The organism is Microbulbifer sp. THAF38 (assembly GCF_009363535.1).
In the GTDB taxonomy this organism is placed as follows: Bacteria; Pseudomonadota; Gammaproteobacteria; order Pseudomonadales; family Cellvibrionaceae; genus Microbulbifer.
The window spans coordinates 744,237-770,888 of record NZ_CP045369.1; the positions used below are offsets into that span (position 1 = coordinate 744,237).

The 26,652-nt window shown below is 53.5% G+C and carries 25 protein-coding genes; 8 read left to right on the plus strand and 17 right to left on the minus strand.

Features of this window, described 5'->3' with window-relative positions; genetic code table 11:
• Positions 1–11: 11 nt before the first annotated feature.
• Positions 12–500, minus strand: a complete 489-nt coding sequence (locus tag FIU95_RS03305) for a hypothetical protein (protein ID WP_152451463.1) — start codon at positions 498–500, stop codon at positions 12–14.
• A 261-nt stretch (positions 501–761) separates the two neighbouring features.
• Here FIU95_RS03305 and FIU95_RS03310 point away from each other — a divergent pair, with 261 nt between their 5' ends.
• Together FIU95_RS03310 and FIU95_RS03315 are read left to right on the plus strand one after the other, a co-directional pair.
• The gene (locus FIU95_RS03310) at positions 762–2,063 is read left to right on the plus strand and encodes a parallel beta-helix domain-containing protein (RefSeq protein ID WP_152451464.1); all 1,302 of its coding nucleotides are present in this window, start codon (positions 762–764) and stop codon (positions 2,061–2,063) included.
• Positions 2,056–3,210, plus strand: coding sequence for an SO2930 family diheme c-type cytochrome (locus tag FIU95_RS03315; RefSeq protein WP_152451466.1), 1,155 nt, complete (start codon positions 2,056–2,058; stop codon positions 3,208–3,210). Before FIU95_RS03310 ends, FIU95_RS03315 begins: the two co-directional genes overlap by 8 nt.
• Positions 3,211–3,301: 91 nt before the next feature.
• Here FIU95_RS03315 and FIU95_RS03320 read toward each other — a convergent pair whose 3' ends face one another.
• From FIU95_RS03320 to rsxA, 7 genes are all read right to left on the minus strand, one after another.
• Positions 3,302–4,012 (minus strand): TetR/AcrR family transcriptional regulator, encoded by a 711-nt coding sequence (locus FIU95_RS03320; RefSeq protein ID WP_152451468.1) that lies wholly within the window; start codon positions 4,010–4,012, stop codon positions 3,302–3,304.
• A 353-nt stretch (positions 4,013–4,365) separates the two neighbouring features.
• The gene (locus tag FIU95_RS03325; RefSeq protein WP_152451470.1) at positions 4,366–5,079 is read right to left on the minus strand and encodes an electron transport complex subunit E; all 714 of its coding nucleotides are present in this window, start codon (positions 5,077–5,079) and stop codon (positions 4,366–4,368) included.
• Positions 5,079–5,783: an electron transport complex subunit RsxG gene (gene rsxG, locus FIU95_RS03330; protein WP_152451472.1), complete on the minus strand. Its 705-nt coding sequence runs from the start codon at positions 5,781–5,783 to the stop codon at positions 5,079–5,081. The genes FIU95_RS03325 and rsxG overlap by 1 nt, the downstream gene beginning before the upstream one ends.
• Positions 5,783–6,835: an electron transport complex subunit RsxD gene (gene rsxD, locus FIU95_RS03335; RefSeq protein WP_152451474.1), complete on the minus strand. Its 1,053-nt coding sequence runs from the start codon at positions 6,833–6,835 to the stop codon at positions 5,783–5,785. Before rsxD ends, rsxG begins: the two co-directional genes overlap by 1 nt.
• The gene (gene rsxC / locus FIU95_RS03340; RefSeq protein WP_152451476.1) at positions 6,835–8,982 is read right to left on the minus strand and encodes an electron transport complex subunit RsxC; all 2,148 of its coding nucleotides are present in this window, start codon (positions 8,980–8,982) and stop codon (positions 6,835–6,837) included. The genes rsxD and rsxC overlap by 1 nt, the downstream gene beginning before the upstream one ends.
• Entirely contained in the window at positions 8,979–9,593 is a 615-nt protein-coding gene (gene rsxB, locus FIU95_RS03345) for an electron transport complex subunit RsxB (RefSeq protein WP_152456087.1), read from the minus strand. The genes rsxC and rsxB overlap by 4 nt, the downstream gene beginning before the upstream one ends.
• Before the next feature lie 9 nt (positions 9,594–9,602).
• On the minus strand, positions 9,603–10,178 hold the full coding sequence (rsxA, locus tag FIU95_RS03350; protein WP_020411915.1) for an electron transport complex subunit RsxA: 576 nt from the start codon (positions 10,176–10,178) through the stop codon (positions 9,603–9,605).
• Between the two features lie 352 nt (positions 10,179–10,530).
• On the opposite strand from rsxA, the gene yghU reads away from it, so the two are divergent.
• Positions 10,531–11,406 carry a glutathione-dependent disulfide-bond oxidoreductase gene (gene yghU, locus FIU95_RS03355; RefSeq protein WP_152451478.1) on the plus strand — a complete coding sequence of 292 codons (876 nt, stop codon included), beginning with the start codon at positions 10,531–10,533 and terminating at the stop codon, positions 11,404–11,406.
• Positions 11,407–11,523: 117 nt separating this feature from the next.
• On the opposite strand, the gene FIU95_RS03360 is transcribed toward yghU, so the two are convergent.
• From FIU95_RS03360 to FIU95_RS03375, 4 genes are all read right to left on the minus strand, one after another.
• The gene (locus tag FIU95_RS03360) at positions 11,524–11,766 is read right to left on the minus strand and encodes a hypothetical protein (RefSeq protein ID WP_152451480.1); all 243 of its coding nucleotides are present in this window, start codon (positions 11,764–11,766) and stop codon (positions 11,524–11,526) included.
• Entirely contained in the window at positions 11,744–12,229 is a 486-nt protein-coding gene (locus FIU95_RS03365; protein ID WP_152451482.1) for a hypothetical protein, read from the minus strand. The genes FIU95_RS03360 and FIU95_RS03365 overlap by 23 nt, the downstream gene beginning before the upstream one ends.
• Before the next feature lie 35 nt (positions 12,230–12,264).
• On the minus strand, positions 12,265–12,513 hold the full coding sequence (locus tag FIU95_RS03370; protein WP_152451484.1) for a hypothetical protein: 249 nt from the start codon (positions 12,511–12,513) through the stop codon (positions 12,265–12,267).
• A 171-nt stretch (positions 12,514–12,684) separates the two neighbouring features.
• Positions 12,685–13,626 carry a D-2-hydroxyacid dehydrogenase gene (locus FIU95_RS03375; RefSeq protein ID WP_152451486.1) on the minus strand — a complete coding sequence of 314 codons (942 nt, stop codon included), beginning with the start codon at positions 13,624–13,626 and terminating at the stop codon, positions 12,685–12,687.
• Between the two features lie 147 nt (positions 13,627–13,773).
• Between FIU95_RS03375 and FIU95_RS03380 the strand changes: the two genes are divergently transcribed.
• Positions 13,774–14,676, plus strand: a complete 903-nt coding sequence (locus FIU95_RS03380) for an EamA family transporter (RefSeq protein WP_152451488.1) — start codon at positions 13,774–13,776, stop codon at positions 14,674–14,676.
• Positions 14,677–14,700: 24 nt separating this feature from the next.
• Here the strand turns inward: FIU95_RS03380 and metG are convergent, their stop codons facing one another.
• Positions 14,701–16,728: a methionine--tRNA ligase gene (gene metG / locus FIU95_RS03385; RefSeq protein ID WP_152451490.1), complete on the minus strand. Its 2,028-nt coding sequence runs from the start codon at positions 16,726–16,728 to the stop codon at positions 14,701–14,703.
• A gap of 212 nt (positions 16,729–16,940) precedes the next feature.
• Between metG and apbC the strand changes: the two genes are divergently transcribed.
• Positions 16,941–18,092 (plus strand): iron-sulfur cluster carrier protein ApbC, encoded by a 1,152-nt coding sequence (apbC, locus tag FIU95_RS03390; protein WP_152451492.1) that lies wholly within the window; start codon positions 16,941–16,943, stop codon positions 18,090–18,092.
• A 739-nt stretch (positions 18,093–18,831) separates the two neighbouring features.
• Positions 18,832–19,224, plus strand: a complete 393-nt coding sequence (locus FIU95_RS03395; protein ID WP_152451494.1) for a hypothetical protein — start codon at positions 18,832–18,834, stop codon at positions 19,222–19,224.
• 9 nt (positions 19,225–19,233) lie between these two features.
• Here FIU95_RS03395 and FIU95_RS03400 read toward each other — a convergent pair whose 3' ends face one another.
• Positions 19,234–20,229, minus strand: coding sequence for a rhodanese-related sulfurtransferase (locus tag FIU95_RS03400; RefSeq protein ID WP_152451496.1), 996 nt, complete (start codon positions 20,227–20,229; stop codon positions 19,234–19,236).
• 199 nt (positions 20,230–20,428) lie between these two features.
• Between FIU95_RS03400 and FIU95_RS03405 the strand changes: the two genes are divergently transcribed.
• Complete coding sequence (locus FIU95_RS03405) at positions 20,429–20,689, plus strand: hypothetical protein (protein WP_152451498.1); 261 nt, start codon at positions 20,429–20,431, stop codon at positions 20,687–20,689.
• Positions 20,690–20,957: 268 nt separating this feature from the next.
• Complete coding sequence (locus FIU95_RS03410; RefSeq protein WP_152451500.1) at positions 20,958–21,497, plus strand: hypothetical protein; 540 nt, start codon at positions 20,958–20,960, stop codon at positions 21,495–21,497.
• A gap of 332 nt (positions 21,498–21,829) precedes the next feature.
• Here the strand turns inward: FIU95_RS03410 and FIU95_RS03415 are convergent, their stop codons facing one another.
• The 3 genes from FIU95_RS03415 to FIU95_RS03425 all read right to left on the minus strand — a co-directional run bounded on the left by FIU95_RS03415 (position 21,830) and on the right by FIU95_RS03425 (position 26,609).
• Positions 21,830–22,231, minus strand: a complete 402-nt coding sequence (locus tag FIU95_RS03415) for a 3D domain-containing protein (protein WP_152451502.1) — start codon at positions 22,229–22,231, stop codon at positions 21,830–21,832.
• A 517-nt stretch (positions 22,232–22,748) separates the two neighbouring features.
• On the minus strand, positions 22,749–23,501 hold the full coding sequence (locus FIU95_RS03420) for a tetratricopeptide repeat protein (protein WP_152451504.1): 753 nt from the start codon (positions 23,499–23,501) through the stop codon (positions 22,749–22,751).
• 69 nt (positions 23,502–23,570) lie between these two features.
• Positions 23,571–26,609: an FAD-binding and (Fe-S)-binding domain-containing protein gene (locus tag FIU95_RS03425; RefSeq protein WP_152451506.1), complete on the minus strand. Its 3,039-nt coding sequence runs from the start codon at positions 26,607–26,609 to the stop codon at positions 23,571–23,573.
• Positions 26,610–26,652 lie beyond the last annotated feature (43 nt).

The following is a 26,652-nucleotide window of genomic DNA, read 5'->3' on the forward strand; positions in this document are numbered from 1 at the left end:
ATATAAATAATTTAGCTAGGTTTATAGTGATATTCAAGGGTGTAGCCATTGTTGAGCTCTACCTTCTCAATGGTTTCTTTATCGATAGTTAATTCAATTTCTGTAATTGCGTTAATGATTTGAGTGGGTTGGGTATCAATGCACTGTATGCCCATTGATTCAATAGACCTGTCTTTGCTGTCAACAGAATATTCTAGCACTTGCAGATAAAGCGCATTCTCTCCATATAGAATTTTTATTCCCGGTCCACTGGACAATGAGATGGTATATTTTACCGCTCCCCAGGGGCCGTCACAGCGGATTGCCTGGTATTCAGCGGGGGGCGTTTGCGCCGAAATAGACTTGGACTGACTTTTTAAGGATGCTTCTTCTAGTATTTGCTGGGTATGGAATTGCGATCCCTCGGGAGTTTCTATTTTAATCTGAAGGGTGGCTTGAGCAAGAACCTGACTGCTCATGAAGAGAGAAGACGTCAATAGCAGCTTGCGAAATTCCATCATTAATAATGATTCCTCGAAAGGGCAAGGGATGTAGATAACACCTTTAAAAAGATTACGTATTTGGTTGTATTAAGTGTCAAATCATAAAACCTATCGTGTAATCCGGTCTTGTAATTAATAATAGTGTCTTGATGGGTGTCTAGGGGTCGGATAGTATGCAGAAGCTTGCTTAGCAAGTTTTTTTGCGCGACTTAATTGGTACATTCGTACCTATCGCTATCGAAAGTAGCTACTAACAACAATTCAAATAAAGGGTGAACCATGAAGATCTTGTCCTACATGGGGGTAGCCATCACATTATTGCTAGCCTCCGCTTGTGGCCAGGAAAGCGCCTCGCAATCAAATCCATCTACTGCGGATATCAGCTTCCAGAAACAATTGTTGAGGCAGCTGATTGCCGCCAAACCTGGCGATACCATTGTTATTCCCGAGGGGGAATTTCAAATTGATCGCAGCCTTTCACTCAATATTGATGATGTCACTATTCGTGGTATGGGGATGGATAAATCTATCCTCTCATTTAAGAGTCAAATCCAGGGGGCTGAAGGATTGTTGGTTAATGCTAACAACTTCACGATTGAAGGCTTGGCAATAGAGGACACGGTTGGTGATGCTTTAAAAGTCAACGAGGGGGAAAATATTGTCATTCGTAATATTCGCGTTGAGTGGACGAATGGCCCGGCTACGGAAAATGGTGCCTACGGAATTTATCCAGTACAGACACAAAATACTTTGGTTGAGGGTTCTGTAGCCATTGGTGCCTCTGATGCTGGAATTTATGTAGGGCAATCCCGCAATGTAATCGTGCGTAATAATCGGGCCGAGTTTAATGTGGCTGGTATAGAAATAGAAAATACTATTGGTGCCGATGTTTATGGCAATGTGGCAACTAATAATACTGGTGGCATTTTGGTCTTTAATATGCCGAATTTACCTCAGCCAGGGCATAGCACCCGAATCTATAACAACGAAATATTTAAAAATAATGTGGAAAATTTTGGGCATGAGGGAACTCCTGTAGCTGCAGTTCCTGCGGGTTCCGGTATTGTGATTAATTCCAATGATCAGGTTGAGATATTCGATAATACAATCGCCGATAATGATACCGCGAACATCGTGGTGAGCAGCTATTTCACTGCGGGTTATTACAGTGATAAATCAACTCAGGCGGACTTTGACCCCTACCCGGAAGGTATTTATATCTACAATAATCACTTTGTTGGTGGGGGTTCATCACCGGATCATCTCGAGCTGAAAGCGCTAAAAATTGCACGCTTTGGATTGGGGGGCAGTCTGCCCGATATTCTCTGGGATGGCGTAGTAGATGCTAAAAAAATGTCAGAGGGTGTTTTGCCAACACACCTGAAACTTTGTATCGATAATGCCGATACAGGCATCTTAAACATAGACTTCCTGAATAATTTTAAGAATATTTCCACCGATATTTCTGCACATCAGTGTCACCTGGAGAAGTTGCCGGAGATTGTTCTAGATTTTGAGCAGCCAGATGAAGAGACGAGCGCGGGTGACCATTTGGCAATCTTGGAGGAGAAGGATGAATAAGTGGAAATATTGGGCCGGTGCTTTTCTTCTCCATGTAACCACGGTGATAGTTGCTCTAAGTGGCTGTGAAAAGCCTCGTTCCCCCGTTAATTTATTTGCCGAGGATGCTATCCCAGAGAGGCTTAGTGACTGGAATCTGATCAATATTATCGATGGAGGACTGATACCCAATGCGGGAGTACTCCCTTACGATTTAAATACTGGGCTTTTTACCGACTATGCCCATAAACTGCGAACCGTGTGGATGCCCACCGGCACTTCGGCAGAGTATGGTGAGGAGCATTTTAACTACCCGGTAGGCACGGTACTCACCAAGACTTTTTACTACCCCAGGGGGGAGGGAGATACCGTCCTGCGCACGGAAAGTTTTGCTCGTGACTACTTGGAGGGGCGCAGGGGGGAAGCCCTGGATATGCAGGCTGTGCGCTTGGTTGAGACTCGACTGCTGGTAAAGCGTCGGGGCGGTTGGCAGGCTATCCCCTATATTTGGAATGCGGCACAAACTGAAGCGGTCTATGAAATTGCTGGCGACACGACTCCTTTTCAATTGGTGAATAGCTCTGGCGATGTTTCTGAATTTACCTATGTGGTGCCCGATGCCAATCAGTGTGCTGGCTGCCATGCCGATAACTTTACCGGAAAGAAGATTTCGCCACTCGGCCCGAGAGCACGCCATCTGAACAGAAATATTTCCTACCGTGGTGGCGCAGAAAACCAATTATTGTATTGGCAGAAAGTGGGATATCTTCGCGGCCTCCCGGCGATGGCATCACTGCCCAGCCAACCCAGTTATGCAGATACTTCAAAACCGCTGGAGGACAGGGCGCGCGCCTACCTCGATATCAACTGTGGTCACTGCCACAACCCGGCCGGTGCAGCGGATACATCGGGGCTGATGCTTCATTACGGTGAAACAGATTGGCGTAGGATGGGGCTGTGTAAACCCCCCGTTGCAGCGGGTACTGGCAGTGGTGGACGGGTTTTTGCCATAGTGCCGGGAGAGCCGGATCATTCCATCTTGAATTTTCGCGTGGAGTCCGTTGATCCCGGTGCGATGATGCCGGAGCTGGGACGAAGCTTGGTACATGAAGAGGGAGTGAATCTACTGCGCCAGTGGGTGACGGCTATGTCAGGGAGTTGCTCATAGCATCATGAGCTATATCAGGTAAGTTTTGAAAGGAAAAGGCGGCAAAGTGTTTTGGCACCGTGCCGCTAACCTGTGAGATAGTCTTTATATTTCAGCCGTAGGCTGCGGTCTCGGCAACTTGAGTGGCTGTTGCGGGAATCAGGCCGCGAACCATCATGGTCACTGTGCGCTCAAGCAATGGGGAATCCAGTGCAATGGAGCCGTTTAAAATTTCATATTCCAGTTTGAGAATAGTGCCGTGAGCGATTTGCGCGGCGGCTTCTGGATCAACTACTCCCAGCAAATGGAAGAATTCCTGAATCAGGGACTCTCTCGCATGGTTTGACATGCGTACCGCCCTCGTCAGCTGTTCGTTGCGCAGTGCCTCATTGCGGAAGGCCAATTCGACCAAACGGCGGTCGCGATCTTCTGCTTGGTTGCGAACATGGGTGAGAATAAAGCGGGTTAGCTGTTGGACTAACAGTTTGTGACTACTACTCGAAGCGCGCTCTTGTGAGGAGAGGTTGCGGGCCGCGCTGAAACTCTCTTCTTGAAGTTGGCGTGTGCTCTCCAGCCCCTGCTCAACGAAGTAAGTGAATGAATCACTGATCAGGTCGTTGAGGTCTTTAAAGTAGTAGGTAGTCGCTGCCAGCGGCACATTGGCTTCGCGGGCTACGGCGCGGTGACGAATACCGCGAATCCCTTCTTTAACGATCAGTCGCAGGGTGGCCTCCAGGATGGCCTTGCGGCGCAGGCGGCTGTCGGCGCGCTGTGCGCGGCGGCCGTGATAGACCAGATCAGACTTTCCGTTGTCTACAGTCATAGCAGTATCCCTGTTCTTTTTGTGTTGGCTCCGATGGCTCTAGCAAGCTGTTCGGTCGTGCCATTCTAGCCAAACGAATTCAAAAAGAGGCAATAAAGCTATTACATTTGATTACACGAAGATTGCACCAGTCAGAGGCTTTATGCGTAGTTCCTCTGCGTGAATATCCTCATATTGGTGCAATAATTTACCGAGGCTATTTTGTGCATAAGATAATAAAGATTTATATGCCAATTACAGGCCTTTAGATCACCGGAAAATGGGAATTGCCTGGTATATGGACCGGCGACAATCGAATAGCTTTCGCTACACTTATTGATTGTCGCGGAGAATGAAGCCTGAGCCGGGTGGCTTTAAGAGATTTTTCCAGTAACACGCACTCGTTTGGAGCCAGGCACAATTTTGATTTGCTGGCTACGACGGCGCTCAATCCCTGCATCGATGGCATTTTTGGCTGCGATCAGCAGACCGGCCACCAAAAATGCACCGGGCGGCAACACAGCCACCAGTACGCCGGGATAATCATTTCCCAGCAGCTGTAGACTCCAGTCTTTGGCCATGGGGCCCAGCAGTAGGTCCATATCCGAAAATAAGGTACCCTGGCCGAGTATTTCCCGCACGGCGCCGATGGCAATCAAAACCGCCGTAAAACCAACACCCATCATAAAACCATCCACCAGTGACGGCAGCACCGGGTTTTTACTGGCGAAGGCATCGGCGCGTCCGAGAATGGCGCAGTTGGTAACAATCAATGGAATAAATATCCCCAGCACCAGGTAGAGCTCATAGGTGAAAGCTTTCATCAAGAGTTCGACACAGGTGACGAAGGTGGCAATGATCATTACCGAGGCTGGCAGCCGCACTGTGTCGGGCATCTGTCGCCGCACCATGGAGACCGCCAGGTTGGAACAGGTGAGCACGCCGGTGGTGGCGAGCCCCAGGCCAATAGCGTTGACTACGGAGCCGGTAACCGCCAACAAGGGGCAGAGTCCCAACAGTTGCACCAGGGCGGCGTTATTTTTCCAGAGCCCATTGTGGGTAATTTCTGCGTAACCGGGAGTCGCCATCAATTCTGCTCCGTTTTGGGCTGAGCCTCGTCAGTATTTTCCGCTTCGGGGTTCTCCACCTCCACGGCTCGCTTGGACACCGGCGCGTTAAAAATCTGTTGGTGGTTTTTGGCGACAAATTCCAGTACCTGGTGCACTTCTGCAACCACGGCGCGTGGAGTAATGGTGGCGCCGGTAAACTGGTCGAAGACGCCGCCATCTTTTTGCACCTTCCATTCATTAGAGGGTGGGTTTTTCAGTGAGAGGCCATCGAACTGAAGTATCCAATTGCTTTTCTTCAGCTCTACTTTATCGCCGAGGCCCGGAGTTTCACTGTGACTGGTCACCCGTACACCGGCGATGGTGCCGTCGCGGTTGACACCCACTAGCATCTTGATGGGGCCTGAGTAACCATCCGGGGCAACAGCCGGCACAATGACCGCTGAAATTTTACCGTCTTGCCCACGCGCCAAGTTGATGTCGCCACCCTGGGTAAGTCCCATCTGTTTCCAGTAGGTCTTGGGAATCGGATAAGTATCCACAAGCAGGTCATTGCTGTGACGGTCCAGGGGGATAATTTCTAACAGGGCCTTGGCCGAGGCCGCGCGTATCGCCCGCTCAATGGGCTCCCGGGTAGTGATCTGGGTGACTGCCAGAGTACCAGCGGTGACCAGGGCGAACAGGGTCAGCACGACGGCATTGGAGGCCATAGACTGCTTAAGCATCAGTGCTCCTCCAGGTCAGTGGCGCGACGTGCCCGCTTGTGACCATAGGTGCGCGGCAGAGTGTAATTATCGATGGTGGGCGCGGCAAAGTTCATCAACAGTACCGCGAAGGCCACCGCATCCGGGTAGCTGCCCCAAGCGCGGATAATATAAGTGAAGAGCCCAACACCGGCGCCAAAGATCAGGCGCCCTTTATTGCTGGTACAGCCACTGACTGGGTCGGTGATAATGAAAAAGGCCCCGAACATAGTGGCGCCGGAGAACAGGTGCAGCAGTGGTGAGCCTTCGGAAAGGGAGCTGCCGCTGTCGTAGAAAAACAGGGATAGCAGTGTGAGGGTAGCGAGCATGGCTACCGGCGCGTGCCAGGTGATAATGCCGCGAAACAATAGAAACAGCCCGCCCAGCAGGAATCCGACACTGATGGTTTCCCAGCCGGCCCCGGCAAAAGTGCCCTGACTAAAAACCGGTTCCATCTCGTAGAGTTGTGACAGCAGCACCGACTCGTTGAGGCGCACGATTTCCAACGGCGTGGCGCGGGTGAAACCATCCACATTGTAACTGCCGAAGACCAGGGAGATCGCCTCGCCGATATCCGGTGCGCCACCGATCACATCCGCTGCGCCAACCCAGCGAGTCATATCCACCGGGAAACTGATCAGCAAAACCACATAGCCCACCATGGCCGGGTTGAAAGGGTTGTACCCCATGCCGCCATACAGCTGTTTGGCCAGTACTATGGCCACGGCACTGCCGACGACTGGCAGCCACCAGGCGCAGTATGGGGGTAGGGCGATACCCAGTAACAGTGCCGTGACCAGGGCGCTGTAGTCTCGCAGGTAAAAGGCGACGGGCCTGTCCCGCAGCTTCATGATTGCGGCTTCGCACAGCAGTGCGGTAATTACGGATAGGGTGATATTGATCAGCACGCCGATGCCGAAATAAATCACCATGGCCAGAACACCGGGTGCGGTGGCGGCCGCTACCTGTAACATGACTTTGGCGGTGTTATCGCCTGAGCGGGCGTGGGGGGAGGTGGCTCGCATCAGGGACATTACTGGTGACCATCCTGTGCGGCTTGTTGCTCTCGCATCTTGTCTTCCAACTTTTTCTGCAGCTTTTCCAAGGCGGTTTCAAAGGCCGCCAGGTTGGCATCATTTTCACTTTTGGCTTTTTGCAGCCTTGCCTCGGCTTTGCCGAGACGCTTCTGCAGTGCCTCGATATCTGCGGCGAGTCTCTCGGCATCGCTCATTTGAGAGCGGGCTTCTGCGGAGGCGCGGGCTTTGGTGATGGCGCGCACCGCAGCGCTGGTCTCTTCCTGACTGGGTTCCCTGGCGGGATCGCGATCGGCACGGCGCTTGGCCAGGGTGAGTTTGTGCTCGGCTTCTTGAAGCTTTAACTCTGCGGCCTTGAGTTGGGCCGCCAGCTGATCGCGCTGGCCATCTTCTGCGGCCTCCAGTTTACTGCGCAGGCGTTCGACACGGCTTTCGGCGCTGGAGAAGGTGCGCTGGGCACGGGCGAGCAGCTGCTGGGGGTCCTCCTGGCGGGATTTAACTCGAGCCAGGGCCGCGGCGACGATATCTGCCTGTTGTTTACTCTCTTTGGCTTCCTCGGACTCGGGGCTCTGCTCGCGCTGTTGCCGCGCCAGTTCGGCGGCTTTGCGGCGTGCCTCGCGCTTGGCCTCTTTTTCTTTCTCGGCCTTTTCCAGACGAAGCTTGCGGAACTCAAAGCGATCACGGGCGCGATCGGATTTTTCTTTCTCCTCTTCCGCCAGGCGTATTGCCCCTTTGGCGGCGCGGTAATACTGTACCAGCGGAATGGTACTGGGACAGACATAGGAGCAGGCGCCGCATTCGATACAGTCGAACAGGTTATAAGCTTGCAACTTTTCGCGCTCATCGGCGCGTGCATACCAGTACAGCTGCTGCGGTAGCAGTGAAGCGGGGCAGGCCTCGGCGCAGTAACCACAGCGAATACAGGCCTTGGCTACCGGTGCTGGTGGCAGTTCCTTGTTGGTGGGCACCAAAAGGCAGTTGGTGGTTTTGACAACAGGGGCGCGCTCATCGTCGATGGTGTAACCCATCATGGGGCCGCCAATAATCACCTTTTGCATCTTGCCGCGGTGGATACCGTGGTGCTTGAGAATATGGTCAATAGGAGTGCCGATGGGCACTTCGATATTGCGCTGGTGCTCCAGGGCTTGCCCAACAACCGTGGTTACCCGGCTGATTAGAGGTTCACCAAAGTGAACGGCGCGATAAATGGCTCTGGCGGTACCCACATTCTGGCAGACGATGCCGACATTGGCCGGCAGGCCCTGGTTGGGCACCTCGCGGCCGGTGAGAATCTGGATGAGTTGCTTTTCACCACCAGAGGGGTACTTGGTGGGAAATACCACGATATCAAAACGGCTACCCTTGGCGGCCTCGCGCATGGCGGCAATAGCCTGCGGCTTATTGTCTTCAATCCCGATCAATACGCGCTCGGGCTCATCGAGGATATAAGAGATGATGCCAACCCCGGCGATAATCTCTTCGGCGCGCTCGCGCATCAGCATATCGTCGGCGGTAATGTAGGGTTCGCACTCGGTGCCGTTAATGATCAGTGTGTCTATTTCCGCCCCGCCGTGGGGGTCGAGCTTCACCGCGGTGGGGAAACCCGCACCGCCCATACCGGCGATGCCACAGTCGCGAATTTTCTCCAGCAGTTCAACCGGAGAAAGCTGGGTGTAATCCTCACAGGGTTGCAGTTCACACCAGCGATCCTCGCCATCGGTGCGGATCACGATACTGTCCTCGGCGAGCCCCGAGGGGTGGGGGACGGCACAGGGCTCAATGGCGACGACCTTGCCGGAACTGGGGGCGTGCACAGGGCAGCTGATCAGGCCATCTGCCTCGGCAATTTTTTGGCCCTTCAATACGTCATCACCGAGCTTGACCAGGGGCAGTGCAGTGGCGCCACCGTGTTGCAACAGAGGCACGATGAGGTCCTCGGCCAGGGGAACACTGCCAATGGGTTCGCCGGTACTCTGCTTCTTGTTTTCTGGTGGATGCACGCCGCCGTGGAAATCGTTGGGTCGCAACTCCCGCGCCTTTTCACTGGCAATCAGTTGCGCCTCGCGAGCGGCTCGACGCTCTTCTACCGCTTCGCGCCGTTGGTCTTTTTCCTGCAGCGCTACCTGGTTTTCATTTTCGGGGTTCAAACTGCACCTCCCCGTTGATCTGTTGGCTGGGTGCGACGGTCGGTGGCAATCAGCTGGATACCGTCCTCGGGCTTTTGTGGGTGCCAGTCTTGCAGCGGCGTTTCCAGAGGTACCATATCGATACAGTCCACCGGGCAGGGCTCCACGCAAAGATCACAGCCGGTGCACTCGTCGGAAATTACGGTGTGCATATATTTGGCTGCGCCGGCGATGGCATCCACCGGGCAGGCCTGGATGCACTTGGTGCAGCCAATGCATTCGGCCTCGCGAATAAAGGCCACTCTTTTTACGTCTTCGACTCCATGCTCCGCATCCAGGGGCATGGGCTCCATATCCAGCAGGTTGGCCAGCTCGTTGATGGTGGCCTGGCCACCTGGAGGGCACTTGTTGATGGCGTCGCCGTGCACAATCGCTTCGGCATAGGGGCGGCAGCCGGGATAGCCACACTGTCCGCACTGGGTTTGCGGCAACAGGGCATCCACCTGTTCCACCAGGGGGTCCCCCTCCACCTTAAAACGAATGGCGGCAAAACCCAGCAGGGCGCCAAACACCAGTGCCATACCGCCGAGTACCAGCAGGGGGTAGGAAATTTCAGAAATCCAGTCCAGCATCATGCAACCCTATACCAGACCGCTAAAGCCCATAAATGCCAGGGACATCAGCCCCGCGGTAACCATGCCAATAGCGGCGCCGCGAAATGGCAGCGGCACATCTGCAGCAAACAGCCGCTCGCGCATGGAGGAAAAAAGAATTAATACCAGGGAGAAGCCCACGGCGGCGCCAAAGCCATACAGGGTGGACTGCATAAATGTATGGGCCTTCATGGTGTTTTGCAGCGCAACGCCCAGTACCGCACAGTTAGTGGTAATCAGCGGCAGAAAAACACCCAGAACCTTGTACATCAGCGGGCTAGTTTTTTCGATAAACATCCGGGCGAACTGCACCACTACCGCGATCACCAGAATAAAGGAGATGGTGCGGAGGTACTCGATGCCAAAGGGTTCGAGCAAATAGGTATTCACCAGGTAGGAGCAGATCGAGGCCAGCGTGAGCACAAAAGTCGTGGCGCCGGCCATGCCCACGGCGGTCTCCAGTTTATTGGAGACGCCCATAAAGGGGCACAGCCCGAGAAACTGCACCAACACGTAGTTGTTGACCAGGATGGTGCTGAGCAGGATGACTGCAAATTCGGTCATAACAGGTCCGGTTGAAGCCCAGGGACAAAGTAGTGCGAGTGCCTTAGCGGAGTCGAGGCGCCCCGGTGAGTGGCTCCAGCCTTGGGCTCCGTCGAATGTCGCGCAGGGCCGGTATTATGGGTGAGACGCGGGGGGCCTTCAACTCGATGGCGGATCTTCTGGCAGCGGAGACGCCCGTCGCCCGATCGCTCAGGCTATGGCTTTGAGAATAGTTGGCGCTTGCGGGTTGGGATTAGATGCTTTCGTGAAGCCGTTGGAGGTTTCTGTTGATTTATTGGCGGCCCCCTTTACTCCGAAGGAATATGGCCTTATCTCTGTTGGATAAACCCATAACACCAGATGGAGCTTTGTAATGCCGGATCAACCCTATACGCCGCCCAAGGTTTGGAAGTGGGATGCGGAAAGTGGCGGGCAGTTTGCCAAGATCAACCGCCCCATAGCGGGGGCTACCCACGATAAAGAACTGCCCCAGGGTAAACACCCGATGCAGTTGTATTCCCTGGCAACACCCAATGGCGCCAAGGCCACGATCATGCTGGAAGAGTTGCTGGCACTGGGGTTTGAAGGGGCGGAATACGATGCCCATCTGATTCGTATCACCGAGGGCGAGCAGTTTGGCAGCGGTTTTGTGGATATCAATCCGAACTCAAAAATCCCGGCGTTGGTAGATCACAGCACGACCCCACCAATACGGGTTTTTGAGAGCGGCTCCATTCTTCTGTATTTGGGAGAGAAGTTTGGTGCTTTCCTGCCACACACCCCGGAACAGCGTACCGAGACCCTCAACTGGCTATTTTGGCAGATGGGCGCTGCGCCCTATCTCGGCGGAGGTTTTGGTCACTTCTATGCCTATGCGCCAGAGAAGCTCGAATACCCCATCAATCGCTTCGCCATGGAAGTAAAACGGCAGATGGATGTACTGGACCGGCAACTGGCTAAGCACCAGTTTATCGCTGGGCGCGAATACACCATTGCAGATATAGCCATCTGGCCCTGGTACGGTGCACTGATCCGTAATGAGGCCTACGATGCCAGCGAATTTCTGCAGGCCGAGAGTTACAAACACCTTGTGCGCTGGTCTGATGAAATTGCACAGCGACCGGCGGTACAGCGTGGCCGTATGGTGAACCGCACCTGGGGCGACCCGAGTGAGCAATTGCATGAGCGCCACGATGCCAGTGATTTTAACGAGAAGACCCAGGACAAAATCACGCAAGAGGATAATTAATAAGAAGGTAGCAGTGTTCTCTTTGCTGCCTAGTTCAGTTGGCTAGCTAGGTGGCTGGCCAAATCGCCCATAAATCAATTAGTGCATTCATTTAGTGCATTCGTTTAGTGTATTCGTTTAAAAGGCGCGCAAAGAAAGTGCCAGGTGAATCATTTGCGATGTGCGCGGCAGTTGCCAGAGTTTCTCGGCTATAAACCCGGCGGCAAAAGCGAGGCCCATAATTGCCGGTAAAGGGATTTTTCCCAGCTGCTGATTAACCTCCCGTTGCTGTTGATCGAATAGCCGCAACGCACTGCGACGCTGTTTTTCAGCGTCCACGCAGCAGAGTGAAATTTGTCTATTTAATTGTCTCAGCGACATCGTGAAGGGCCTCCCTTACCTGCCGTTTGGTTTCTTCAAACCCCAGCAGTGGGCGCAGCTTTTTCTGGTAAAGCAGTACACCGAGGAAAAGGCTGATTTGTATCAGCACAAACACAGTAAATCCAATATATATCGACTGGCTAAAATAGTAGGCAATTAAACCTAAGCCACCACAGAGGCTGACGAGTAGTGCCGTTCCCAAGGGTACCAGCATCAGCTGCAGGAAAATGAGCCGCTTTCCCACGGTCAGGGTTCTTTCCAGCTCTAGCTGAAACAATCGCTGAATGTTACCCAGCCAAGCGGTCAATAAGGTCAAGGTGGCTTCGGCACGGGCTAGAGCCTCCTCTAGACCTCCGCCTGAGTCACTGTCCTCATCGGTTTCAGCGCAACCGTCCCGTCCGCGCTGTTGCGCGGCCGGGTCGGGATTCTGATCGGCTCCCTGGCGCTTCTTTCCATTGCCCATCGGCGGTTTCCTTACCAGTTAAAACGGGAAACGCTTTATTTGAAAAGCTTGGCGATCGCCCAGCCGACCACAAAAGCACAGCCGACCGCAAGGATCGGTCTTTCCCGCAGGGAAGACTCTGCTTTTTCCATAACTTCAGTAGCGCGTTTTCTCTGTTCCTGAACAGAAGATCTCGCTCTCTGTCTCAAGTTTTCAGCAGCATCGGAGGCGGCCTCTCCTGCGAGATTATAGGCCTTTTGCAGCTTGTCCCTGCTGGAGTTATGTGGAGATCTTGCAGTTGCCATCGGGTTGCTCCTTTTCAGGGGATGATTGCCGCAGAATTCTATAGTCGCAGCGATCAATTCACAGGAACATCGCCCCCTTTTTTAGGGCAATTAAAAATAACCTTTGGGCGCTCTTACTGGCTTTAGTTATATCACTGTTGATAGGGGCTTCATGGTAATGAATCTTTGCATTTATAGGCTGAGTTCCCGCTTCCAGGTCTCGATATTTTTTACAACGCCATCTAACAGGCGCTGGCGGCTCTCGCGACTGATCCAGGCATTGTGTGGGGTGATAATCAGGTTGGGAATATCATTGGCCAGTAATGGATGACTCGCCGGTGGGGGCTCCTCGCTCAGTACATCCAGTGCGACACCGCCGAGTTTTTCGCTGCGCAGGGCATCGGCCACGGCTTCCTCATCCACGAGGCCACCCCGCGCGGTGTTTACCAAAAGAGCGCCGGCCTTCATAGTGGCGATAAAAGCGCGATCGATTAACTTTTCGGTTTGTGCCGTGAGAGGGCAGTGCAGGCTGATAACATCGGATTCCTTTTTCAATTGTGTCAATGGCACCCGGCCTGGATGTTTTTCCCCGCTGAAAGACTCCGCGATTAAAACGCGCATATCCAGGGCTTCCCCCAGTTTGGCAACTCTTTGCCCCAACTCACCGTAACCAATAATTCCCAGGGTTTTACCGGCCAATTCCACCACTGGATGATCCAGTAGACAGAAAATTTCCGACTGACTCCAACGGCCAGCCATTACGTCCTGGTGATAGTGATGCCAACGGGAGGCGAGAGCGAGAATTAATGCCAGGGTGTGCTGTGGTACAGAGGCGCCGGCGTATCCCTGCACATTGCGCACAGAAATATTTAAATCCCGTGCAGCTTCCAGGTCAATGTTATTGGTGCCGGTGGCGCAGACACAGATCAGTTTGAGTGAGTTGGCCTGCTCCAAGAGCGCGCGGTCCAAAATCACTTTATTGGTAATGACGACTTCCGCATCGGCGATGCGTTCGGCGGTCTGTTTTGCACAGGTGGTTTCGTAGAAATCCCAGTGGTCTAGACTGTTTATTAAGGTCTGTGTGTCCAATTCTCCAAGTTTCATGGTCATTGCGTCCAGAAATACGCCGCGCATGGAGTTTCCTCGCTTTCCTGTGTGAGATAGCGGCATGCTACGATAGCGGTCGCCGAATGCAATGGCTTTCAGGCGTTGGCGGCAGACCTCGCATAGTTGGCTACGGTTAGTTTTCGGGCCTTTCTGTCGCAAACGAAGAGGGCCTATATGGGAATATCGTTAACTGCAGCATCTCTGGTTTTAATCTCGGCATTTCTTCACGCGGGCTGGAATTTACTGGGAAAATCCCGCACACCTTCCCCGGCTTTTTTTTGTATCGCCACACTCAGCGTGGGCCTACTGCTCCTCCCCCTCTGCTTTTGGGTGCTCTCACAGGCGGATGCGTTGCCGCGCGCTTTTTGGCTGCTCTTACTGGTCAGCGGTTTTTTTCAGATGATTTATATGGGCGGTCTGGCGTTAGCTTATCAGCGCGCCGATATCGGCCTGGTTTATCCTATCGCGCGCGCCCTGCCGGTACTCCTTGTGGCGCTGGCAACAGCGCTGTTGGGACAGGCACTGCCCTGGCTCGCTTGGCTGGGCATGTTATTGGTGACGATCGGCTGCCTATTAGTGCCACTGGTTTATTTCCGTCAGTGGCATTGGAGTGTGTACTGGAGAGCGGACTGTGCCTGGGCTTTGGTGGCGGCACTTGGCACGGTGGGATATTCGCTGGCGGATAAGGGCGCGCTGCTTTTTTTAGAGGAAGCCTTAGATGGGGCGGTAACACCTCCGATGATGGCTTATGGCTACTTGGGCCTGCAGTTTTTTGTCTCTGGGTTGTGGCTACTGTGTGGATGTTTAAGTCGAGCGGGGCGCGGGCAATTGTTAACGTCTCTTGGAGATTTGAAGTTGGGGGTTTTGACCGGTCTGATGATGGGCGCGACTTATGGACTGGTGCTGTTGGCGATGGCGATGACGGAAAACGTGAGTTACGTGGTGGCTCTGCGCCAGCTCAGTATTCCACTGGGAGTAGGGTTTGCTATCTGGCTGCTGGGAGAGCCGGCACACAGGCCCCAGCTGTTAGGGGTGGGATTGGTGTGCGCCGGCTTGATTGCGGTGTCGTTTCGCTAGGGTGGGCTGCGCCCACCATTATTCTCACATCACACGCATACCGGGTTTGGCGCCCTGGTGGGGCTCCAGAATCCACAGGTCTTTACCGCCGGGGCCGGCGGCCAGCACCATGCCTTCACTCACGCCAAAACGCATTTTGCGCGGTGCCAGGTTAGCGACCATCACGGTGTGCTTACCCACCAGGTCTTCCGGGGCATAAGCGCTCTTGATACCGGCAAATACCTGGCGGGTCTCGCCACCCAGGTCCAAAGTCAAACGCAGCAGTTTGCCGGCGCCTTCGACGTGTTCCGCCTCGGCGATTAGCGCGATGCGCAGATCTACTTTGGCGAAATCGTCGAACTGGATCTGCTCGGCGATAGGGTCTTCTGCCAGTGGGCCACTGGCCGCTTTGGTCTCGGCCTGCAGCTGTGCCAGAGACTCCTGTGCGGCTTCCATCACGGCATCTACCTGGGTTTTTTCCACCCGTTGCAGCAGTGGCTTGAACTTGTTGATCTCGTGGCCAGCCAAGGGAGTGATGGCCTGGGTCCAATCCAATTCGACGTTGAGGAATTCCGCTGCTTTTTGCGCGGTGTTGGGCAGTACCGGCGCCAGCCAAGTGATCAGCGCGCGGAACATATTCACACCTTGGGAGCAGATCGCCAGAACCTCGGCTTCTGTGCCCTCCTGCTTGGCCAGAGACCAGGGCGCCTTATCGGCGATCCAGGCGTTGGCGGCATCGGCCAGGGCCATAATGTCGCGCATCGCACGCGCGTATTCGCGTTGCTCGTAGTAATCGGCAATACGCGGTGCGGCCTCGATAAACTGGTTCCACAGCTGTTCATCGGCCAGTTCGGTGGCGAGCTTGCCGCCGGCCTTACTGACAAACTTGGCGGTGCGCGAAGCGATATTGACGACCTTGCCCACCAGGTCGGAATTTACCTTGGCGATAAAGTCATCGAGATTGAGATCGAGGTCATCCACGCCGGCGGTCAGTTTGGCGGCGAAGTAATAGCGCAGATACTCCGGGCTCAGGTGATCCAGGTAGTTGCGGGCATTGATAAAGGTGCCACGGGATTTGGACATTTTCTTACCGTTAACGGTGAGGAAGCCGTGTACGCACACCTTGTTGGGGGTGCGGAAATCGGCGGAGTCCAGCATGGCAGGCCAGAACAGGGCGTGGAAATTGACAATGTCCTTGCCGATAAAGTGGTACACCTCAGCGTCGCTGTCTTTTTTCCAGTAATCCAGCCAGTCGCTGCCATTTTTGTCACAGTAGTTTTTCAGACTGGCCATATAGCCGATGGGTGCATCTAGCCATACGTAGAAGTATTTGCCCGGCGCGTCTGGGATTTCAAAACCGAAATAGGGGGCATCGCGGGAAATATCCCACTCCTGCAGACCCTCTTCGAGCCATTCGGCCAGCTTGTTGGCCACCTCATCCTGCAGGGTGCCGGAGCGGGTCCAGTTGCGCAGGAACTCGGTAAAGGCCGGCAGAGTGAAGAAGAAGTGCTCGGACTCTTTTTCCACCGGGGTGGCACCGGAGATGGCGGATACCGGATCGATCAGCTCCGTGGGGCTGTAAGTTGCGCCACAGGCTTCGCAGTTGTCACCGTACTGATCGGGAGTGCTGCAGCGCGGGCAGGTGCCTTTGATATAGCGGTCCGCCAGGAACAGTTGCTTCTCCGGGTCGAAGGCCTGGGTGATGGTGCGCGAAGCGATATGGCCGTTGTCGCTGAGACGGCGGTAGATCATCGAGGACAACTCGCGGTTCTCCTCCGAATGGGTGGAGTGGTAGTTGTCCACGCCAATCAGGAAATCGGCGAAATCCCGCTCGTGCTCCGCCTGCATATTGGCGATATGTTGCTCCGGTGTCAGGCCCAGCTGTTCGGCCTTGAGCATGATTGCGGTGCCGTGCGCATCATCGGCGCAGATGTACAGGCAGTCGTTACCGCGGGAGCGCTGAAAACGCGCCCAGATATCGGTCTGGATATATTCGAGTATGTGGCCCAGGTGCAGGGAACCATTGGCGTAGGGGAGTGCGCTGGTGACTAGGATTTTGCGCGTATCGGGCATCGGTTTTTCCATCGCTGTGGGTTGCGGCCGGAGGCTCCGCTGGAGTGGCCGGAGATCGTCAAAAGACGGCGAAATATAGCAGATTTGTGCTATGCCGGGGAGGCATGGGATACGCCGAGCGCGAAAGTGGCTGGATTGATCCAGTCGCTGGCGCTGGGCCGCTTCATCCGACACAATGCGTTTCTGACAAGAAGCACCAAAAGGGAGATACCGTGAGCGATCATCACCACGATCATGAAGAGTTATCAGAGGAAGTGCAGGCCGAGCTTGAACGCCTGGCGGAGTGCCTTGGTCAGTTGCAGGACCCGGCCAGCGGACTGCCTCTGGATGAGCTGGATGCGGATATTGAAGTGGGCTACGAGAGCGATACCGTGTTGATCGGTATTACCCTCGGTTACCCCTGTGCGAGTCAGGAAGCGCTGTGGCGCAAGTGGGTCACAGACGCTTGCGAACCTCTGATGAAGAGCGGTCCCCTGGCAGGTAGTACGCTGCAATTTGAGCTGTTTAGCGATATCCCCGCGACCTCTTCGGCCAATGCCCCGGAGTCGTTGCGTGGCGTGAAAAATATTGTTGCCGTGGCCTCCGGTAAGGGCGGCGTAGGCAAGTCCACTACCGCGGTGAACCTGGCTCTGGCACTGGCGGCAGAGGGCGCGCGAGTCGGGCTGCTCGATGCAGATATCTACGGTCCCAGCCTGCCTACCATGCTTGGCACCGAAGGAGTTCGCCCCCATGTAAAGGAACAGAAATTCTTCGTGCCCGTGGATGCGCTGGGTATCGAGACGATGTCGCTGGGATATCTGATGACAGAAGATACCCCGGCTGTTTGGCGCGGCCCTATGGCCAGTGGTGCACTCAATCAGATCCTTACACAAACGCTCTGGTGTGATGCCAAGGAAGAACTGGATTATCTGATTGTGGATATGCCCCCCGGCACCGGAGATATCCAGCTGACCCTGGCACAAAAAACCACTCTGGCCGGGGCGGTGATTGTCACTACGCCTCAGGATCTGGCCTTGAAGGATGCGATCAAGGGAGTGGAAATGTTCCGCAAGGTATCGGTACCTGTACTGGGTATCGTTGAGAACATGGCGCTTCACACCTGCTCCAAGTGCGGCCACAGCGAACCAATTTTTGGTTCTGGCGGCGGCGAGCGTATCGCAGAGGAATATGATACCCACCTGCTGGGAGAGTTACCCCTGGCACAAAAAATCCGCGCGGATATCGATAGTGGCCACCCCAGTGTGACCGCAGACCCAGGTGGCGAAATTGCCGGTTTCTACCGTGAAATTGCTCGTAAAGCTGCGGCTCAGGTTTGGTTGAATGCCAGCAGTGACGAGGAATTGCCGGAAATCGAAATTAGTTGAGCCCAACCGCGATATCCATCACAAAGCACTAAATTTTTATTTCTTTGTGGTTTTTTGTTGGGTTAGAAATCCTTATATTGAACCCCTGCGAGCGCCCCTGTGAAATTTCTTATTTTATTGGGCGCTCAATATTGATAAGCCGGAGCCAAACACTGGCTTATCTCTTCTTTATCAAGACTCATAACAAGACTTATTAATAATGTTTTTTAATAAAGGCTAGAAATACTGTCTTGCAGTAAAGAGTCTCGACTTACTTTATTTATTGCAATTTTGTGCTTGCAGGGGCTTTGTTCTGGGCTGCTAGCCCGTACAGGAATTTTGGATGAGTTAATCGTTAGGGTATTAGTATTTATTTAACCGACCCTGTATATGCTGAAGATATCAGTGACGGTTTTTCTTGTAACTGCTTAAACTCAGCCATTGCCACAAAAAAAAGAAAGTATTTATGCTGTATTTTCCTAGGTGATCGTCAAGGTAATTATGTGGTTTTCATTTTTGGGCAGAGGAACCCCATCGGCCTGAATGCCAATGGTAATTTATGGGGTTTAGTGTGGCGGGCCACCCGTGGTCAACGCTCGGCAACTTGGTACAAACCGCCAGTGTCGAGAATAAATCTTTTCGGGAGTGTGCAACCTGTGATGGCAGCCTTGTATCTGGCCGCAGGCAGGGCATCTATCGGGCATTGCAGTAGCTGTAGTCGATAAAAATAACAAAGACAAAAGCGCGAGTGCTTTCATCCATGAATTTTAATATTAGCTATCGACCGATAGGGGGCATAGCACGGGTATTATTTTATGGCCCCGTAGGATTTGCAGAAAAAATGGAGGCCGCTGCCCGGCTGGTAGAAAAATACCGCCACCGCGTACCACTGCGGGTGCTGTTGGATATGCGCTATGCCCGCGCCAGTGTCACGCTGGAGGAGCAGCGGCAGTTCACCAGTTTTATTGCAGAGCATCCGGTATTGCGGCGTGCATATATTGCGGTTTTACACCCTCGCAATCGCTGTACTTCACCTCTGGCGTCTGATGGAACCTGCTTGTGTCGGCACAGTTCGCGGGAATTTGTTGCCGAGGCCGAAGCAGAGGCCTGGCTCACCCAAACCAAGGGTTCCCCCAGACCTCTGCTGCGCTGAGTATTAAACCTACTGGGCTTTAGCCTGTTCGGCCTCTGCCTGGCGGCGGCGCTCTTCTTTCTTCTGAAGACGCTTGGCGACAGTCGTCTCGCGGGCATCCTGGCCCATATGTTTTTCTCCGCGCTTTTTGGCTAGCTGGATCTGCTTTTCCCGTTCGCGGAAACGGTGGCGGTCCGCGTCGCTTACTTTGTCGTAACAGTGAGGACAGCTGACCCCCTGTTCGAACTGCTCGGACTGCTGGTCTACCACGGTGATTGGCATGCGACAGGCGTTGCATTGGTCGTACTGGCCGCGCTCCAGGTCGTGGTTGACGGTGACACGCTCGTCGAAAACGAAGCACTCGCCCTCCCACAGAGATTCCTCTTTGGGGACTTCTTCCAGGTACTTGAGAATACCGCCGTGCAGGTGGTAAACCTCTTCGAAGCCCTGCTCCTTCATATAAGCGGTGGACTTCTCGCAACGGATTCCACCAGTGCAGAACATGGCAACTTTTTTATGTTTAGCCGGATCCAGGTTCTCTTTAACGTACTGGGGGAACTCGCGGAAGGTTTCGGTATTTGGGTTGATGGAGTCTTTAAAGGTACCGACCTGGAATTCGTAGTCGTTGCGGGTGTCCACAACAGTGACTTCAGGGTCGCTGATCAGGGCGTTCCAGTCCTTGGGCTTGACGTAGGTGCCAACCACACGGCGGGGGTCAATACCTTCCACACCCATGGTGACAATTTCCCGCTTCAGCTTGACCTTGCTGCGCAAGAAAGGCATCTCACCGGTGTAGGATTCTTTGTAATCCAGTTCGGCGAGTCGTTCATCTGATTTCAGGTAGGCGAGCAGGGTATCGATGCCTTCCCGGGAGCCCGCAACGGTACCGTTAATGCCTTCTTTGGCCAGGAGCAGGGTGCCGCGTACCTGGTTTTTCAGCATGACTTCAAGCAGGGGGGCGCGCAGAGACTCGAAGTCCTCCAAAGTGACGAACTTGTAGAGTGCGCAGACAACATATTGATTCATGGAACTTCCTTAAATGCAGTCCGGAGCGTAAATCCGGGGCAGAAAAAATCGCCGCGCATTTTATCGCAAAAAAAACAGCTTGTCGTACATTTAGCAAGCACTCCAGCCGTTGCCCCGGCACAACGATATTTGTTGACCGGGAAGCCGCAACTTGTCAAAGTTCTGGCCGAAATTTAAGGGTCATAGCGAGGTGAACCCCATGGGCGAAGAATTTGCACCGAAAGAGTCGGAGTTGAGCCAGATCTACCGCGAGGGCGATGTATCTGTGCAGATCGATATATACGAAGATGGCGAGGGTGGCTGGCTACTCGAAATTGTCGACGAGAACAATAATTCCACCGTGTGGGAGGATGCCTTCGAGACGGAGCAGGAAGCCTTAGAGGAAGCCCTGGACGCCCTGCGGGAAGAGGGGATTTCCACCTTTGTAGGCCCTGTGCAGGAAGTGGATGGCAGCTGGTAAGATAGCGGGCCCCAGAAGAGCGCCTACTATGTGCGGGCGATTGGGGCTCTACCTTCTCTACCTTTCTGTGCCCAATCTCTCCATGTCCTAAGGCGCTAGTGGCTATTGCTGGTTATTGATTGCTGCTTCCAATCTGCCAGTAACTGCTATGGTTATGGTGAAGGGAATCGCGACTGTGTGACAGCACACCCCAATCACAGCGCCGTCGCGAGGCAACTGTGGAGCTTTTGTCTCCGGCGGTGCTACCCAAGCAGCGGTTGCCTCACCCATGATAGTACGCGGCTTTTTAACCGTGATCTGCCTGCAGATCCTGCCTTTTTCCCTCTGCGCCGATCCCCTGGTGATATCCAGCCAGCAGCAAATTCAAACGGATCTCAAGGAAGTCCGCTTAATCGCAAAACTACACGGTTACGCCATTATGGCGGGGCGTCACTGTATTGATTGCGATGAAAATCTCGCAATTTATATACGGCGTATAGCCAGGCACGGTGAAGTAGAGGGTACTGACCAGACAGGTGCTGAGGACGACCGTTATACCTATCCGGGTAAGTACCTGGACTATATGACGAAAAAATTGGTGGAAAAAACCCGCATGTTCTATGGCCACTGCTATGAAGGGCAGCCCTCCCTTTTATGGCTCACCGAGTATCGCTCGGGAGATACTTGGGTCCAATCTGAATATCTGATTCTGCTCGGCGATGAGGGACTGGAGCATCGTTACGTAGAGGGGCAGCAGCCCAGTGTTTTCCAACTGGAGAGTGCGGACTGCAAGGAATTGCCAGGGACTTTAATGGAAATGGAGCCTTAGCGGTAAATAATTTCCAGTAATGGTTGGAGGTACTAACCTGCCTAAGACTGAATATTTGGATTCAGAGCCCTAAAAGAAAGAAATACGAGAAGGTAAAAATAAGAAGGCAGAAATACCGGTTGCGAGTCTATAAAAGGTTGTATGCGCAAAGTGATGTGGATTTTATTGTATTCTTGATTTCTCTCCGAGAGTAGCTGTTGACTCAAAGCAAAAGGGTGGTCAACTGTCTTGAGATTTTTAAAATGATTCAAAGAATAAAATAAAAAAACCCCGCTGGAGGGCGGGGCCAAAAGGGTCGTTGAAATCAAAGGGTTGTTAAAAACAGTTCTGCTTTACTTTACCGGTTCGAAAACGATTTTCAGCTTTTTCTTACCCCAGGCGCGGGCCTTACGGATATCTTTTTCCATCCACACATCAATACGGTTAGTGAAACGTTTGTTCATGCGGTCACGCACAGTGTAAGTACCGGGCAGACCTTCAATCTTTACTTTGGCACCGTTGGTTAGACCGTGCTTTTCCAAGTCACGTGAAACGGCGATGATTTTGTCTCCGGGACGCAGACGGTTGTTCCAGGCTGCTACCCAGGGGTCGCTATCTGTCTGGCCGGGTACCGAGTTATAAGCGGTCGCGTCTACGACCATGGTTTTCTTAAGAGCTGCCGATGCATTGACACTCACACCAATAGCAAGCAGGGCGGCGATGAAAAAAGCAGTGTTACGCAGAGTCTGTTTCATGATGTCCCATTACCTCCAGGAATCAAATGGTCACAAGCCAAAAGGTGCTTGCGAAATTTCCAAGTGTTTTTGGAAATAGCTGATCAATATTTAATCAACGCTGGCTATATTACTGGCGATTTAGGCGGAGGCAACTTTTTCTTATTTCGCGACAAATGGCCCTGAAAAACAGCAGGTTATTGCTTGAGGAGAAAACTGATAAACCCAGAATGATTCAAAAGTAAGGTTTTTATTTTTTATTAATTCTTATTTAAAGGTTAAAAATTTATTTTAATTTCTATAGCTGGAAAGTCATTTTTAGAGGGGAAATTGTACTGACAGCGATGTCATCCTACGGCTACCAGATATACACTCGGACCGGTTTTCTAATCAGTACTCAAAAAGTAAAAAATTTCCCTGAAACTTTTTGTGACCATTCCGCCAAAATGGTCTGATTCGCTGAAAATGAGGGTGTTCAGGCGATAAAACTGCATCGTCATTTATCTTTAGGTGAAAAAAATAGAGAAAAACTGAGCCCTTAAAGGGTGGTTTCCCGGTTTTGCTGCACCGGTTCTACCTGATGGCGGAGTGCGGCCAAATAGTCACTATCCTCCTCCAAATCGGGTAACTTGTACTGCAAATCCAGTTGCACCGCTTTCTCCAGCCAGTGAATGGCCTCTTCAAGGTTGCCCTGCCACTCGCAAACCTGCCCGAGGTTGAAATAAGTAATAGAGAGGTTGTGCCACTCCTCCTGATTGAGGAGGCCTTCCAGGGCACTTTTATACAGAAGGTATGCGGTACTAAGCAGGTATTCGCGCTGTGTGGTCAACTCTTCGCTGGCTGCCTGACGGTGATAGGTGTGTGCCAGTGCCGAGCGCACCCTGGCGCTGGAGTGGGGCAATTGCGCTCCGGAATCCAGGTAGCGCAAAACTGATTGAAACTGTGCTCGCGCCAGTGGATAGAGGTCTGGCCTCGATTTAGCCCCCAGTGCATTTAGCACTATGCCGTAGCGATAGCGCAGAGTGTGCTGTTGGGAAGGGTAGTCACCAAGGGCGGAAATCGCTTTTTCATAGAGAGGCAGTGCGTCGCCAAAATTACCTTGGCGAGCTAGCGATTCGGCCTCATTGACCCAGCCAATCGCGCCCAGAGTGTCTCCACCGTGAGATTTGGTGCTGTGGGGTTGGGCGTTGTTGGGGAGTACGTCTGAAATGATAGATATAGCCGCGAGAAGTGCGGTCAGGCAGAAGAGTGCGTAAAACAGGATGTATAAATGGGGCAGTGGTTTATGCATAGGGATTTTCGCGCTTGGCCCGGTGACGGTTGGGGGCCACAGTTGTGGTCCCCATACGTCAGTAAATCCCTAGATGTCGAGTTGTGCCAGCAACCCTTGAAGAGGATGGCGCAAAGTAACACCTGCAAAGCGGCTGGCCTGGCAACGACAGGAGTAACCGGTGGCGAGCTGGTTGTGTTTTCCGCCATTGAGCTTGGGTGCCCAGGATTGCTGGAAAATCACCCGTGAGGTCTCCTTGTGCGCAGCCTCGTGGCCATAGGTCCCGGCCATACCACAGCAGCCAAGGTTCTCACCCTCTAGTTCCAGGCCCAGAGCCGAGAACACGGTTTGCCAGTCTTTCAGCGAAGCGGTGGCATTGGTTTGCTCGGTGCAGTGCGGCAACAGCTGGAAGCTTCCGGGCTTTATCCGCGCACGTTGCTGTTGTAGGTGCTCCTTCTGCTGGGCCAGCCATTCCTGTAACAACTGCACTTTTGGGGCGCGCTCCCCTAGGAGTTTTTTGTACTCGGAACGGTAAGTGAGGGTCATAGAGGGATCGATTCCCACGAGGGGGATACCACTCTCCGCCAGGTTGTTGAGCATCTCGCTATTGCCTTCGGCAACCCGCTCGAACTGACGCAGGAATCCATGGACATGCAGGGGTTTGCCGTTGGCTCGATAGGGAGCGAGAATCGGCACAAAGTCCAATTGCTTGAGCAGGCGCAGGATGTCCGCCACCACCTCGGCATCAAAATAGCTGGTGAAGGCATCCTGCACGATGATGACCGCACGGCTGCGCTGAGAAGGCCCCAGAGTCTCCAGGCAGGCTTTCGTGGCGGTGGGGACTCCCAGTTCTTTCATACTGGCCTGCAGGCTTCTCTGCGAGAGCTGTGGGCTGTCCACCATGCCGAAAACACGCTTCATCAAAAAAGACACAGGTTTTAGCCTTAGCGGCCAGTTGTACAGCTGCGGCATTTTTGCCAGGTGCGGCATCATGAATTCCAGCCCGCCCACGGCGTAATCCTTAAGCGGACGCAAATAGCGGCTGTAATAAAGCTCCAGAAACTTGCTGCGAAATTCCGGCACATCCACGCGAATGGGGCACTGCCCTACACAGGATTTACAGGCGAGGCAGCCCTGCATGGCTTCGTTAACTTCGTGATTGAAATCGTACTCCCCGCGGGTTTTTGCCAGGGTGTTTATAAAGCGCTTGGGCAGGCCGACAAAAAAGGAGCGCTCGCGGTATTTACGAGCGCTGGTCACCGCGTCTACATCGTGTTTGCTCAAAAGGCGCAGCCACTCCCGCATCAGCGAAGCGCGCCCCTTGGGGGAATGAATCCGGTTACGCGTGGCTTTATAGGAGGGGCACATGGCATCGTCTGGATTCCAGTTAAAACAGGCACCGTTGCCGTTGCAGTGCACGCCCTCGTCGTATCCCTCCCATACTTGCGCGGGAATCTGCCGGTCGTGCTCACCGCGTGTGCGCACGGCATCAATTTTCAGCAGGCTGGCACTGTCGTTGGGTGTGGCAATTTTGCCGGGGTTTAGTTGGTTGCGCGGATCGAAAGCGGATTTAATGTTTTGCAGTTCGGGGTACAGCTCGCCAAAAAATTCCGGGGCATATTCTGAGCGAACGCCTTTGCCGTGTTCTCCCCACAGCAGTCCTTTATATTTTTGCGTCAGTGCCACTACGCGATCGGTGATGGGGCGAATTTGTGCGGCCTGCTGGGGATCTTTCATATCGATTGCTGGGCGCACATGTAATACACCGGCATCCACATGTCCGAACATACCGTAGTCGAGGCCGGCTTCATCCAGCACTGCGCGGAATTCGGCAATAAAGTCCGCCAGGTTTTCTGGAGGCACAGCGGTATCTTCGACAAAGGGTATCGGGCGCTTTTCCCCCTGGGCGTTACCCAATAAACCCACCGCGCGTTTACGCATGGCCCAGATGCGATTCACCTCGGCATGGCCGCGAGCGATGGAATAGCCGAAGCTCTTGCCTGGCTGGCCGATGGCAGCCTCGACATGTGCAATAAATTGCTTCAGAGCTTTTTCCAGTTCCTCCTCGGTATCTGCAGCGTACTCCACCAGGTTGATACCCTTGACCGGGCGATCCTCAGCGGGGAAAAACTCGCTGACGCTGTGCCAGACGATATCTTCCATAGCCAGCTGCAGCACCTTGCTGTCCACCGTTTCGATCGACATGGGGCCTGCGCCCATCAGATCCTTGGCATCGCGCAGCGCTTCCTGGAAGTGGTCGTATTTTAAATTGACCAATGCCACGCACTTGGGGATGGGAAGCAGGTTGAGCTTGGCTTCAGCAATAAATCCGAGAGTGCCTTCGGAACCGCACAGTACACTGTTGAGATTAAAGCGATCACCTTCACGGATATGGGCCAGGTCGTAGCCAGTGAGACAGCGATTGAGCTTGGGAAATTTCTGTTCGATGAGTTCGGCTTTTTCCCGGGCAATCTTGTCACAGGTTTTATGCACTTTTGCGGCGCGGCTATCTTTTCCACAGATTTCCTGTAGCTGGATTTCCCCTATGGCGGAGGAGTGCCAAAGCTCCCCACCCATCAGCACCGTGTGCAGTTCCAAGACATGATCGCGGGTCTTGCCGTATACGCAGGAGCCCTGACCGGAGGCATCCGTATTGATCATGCCACCGATGGTGGCGCGGTTGCTGGTAGAGAGTTCCGGCGCAAAAAATAGGCCGTGGGGTTTCAGTGCGGCATTAAGCTGGTCTTTGACAACGCCGGCCTGTACGCGCACCCAGCGCTCTTCCACATTGATCTCGAGGATCTGGTTCATATGGCGGGAGATGTCCACCACCAGGCCATCGGTAAGTGATTGCCCGTTGGTGCCGGTACCGCCACCTCTCGGTGAGAGCACCACAGAGTGAAACTCCTCCCGTTCAGCCAGTTCCGCCAATAGTTGTAGATCGCGGGTATTGCGCGGATACACCACTGCCTGGGGCAAAACCTGGTAAATAGAGTTGTCGGTCGCCAAAACGGTGCGGCTGGCGTAACTGGGTGTGGTGTCGCCGCGGAAACCCGCGTCAGTCAGCTCTTGCAAAAACTGCAAATAGAGCGCCTGAACCTCGTCGACTTCGCGCAATGCTGGAATCATGAGCTAATCCGTACTTTCGGGGAGGAAAAGGCCGCAAATTGCC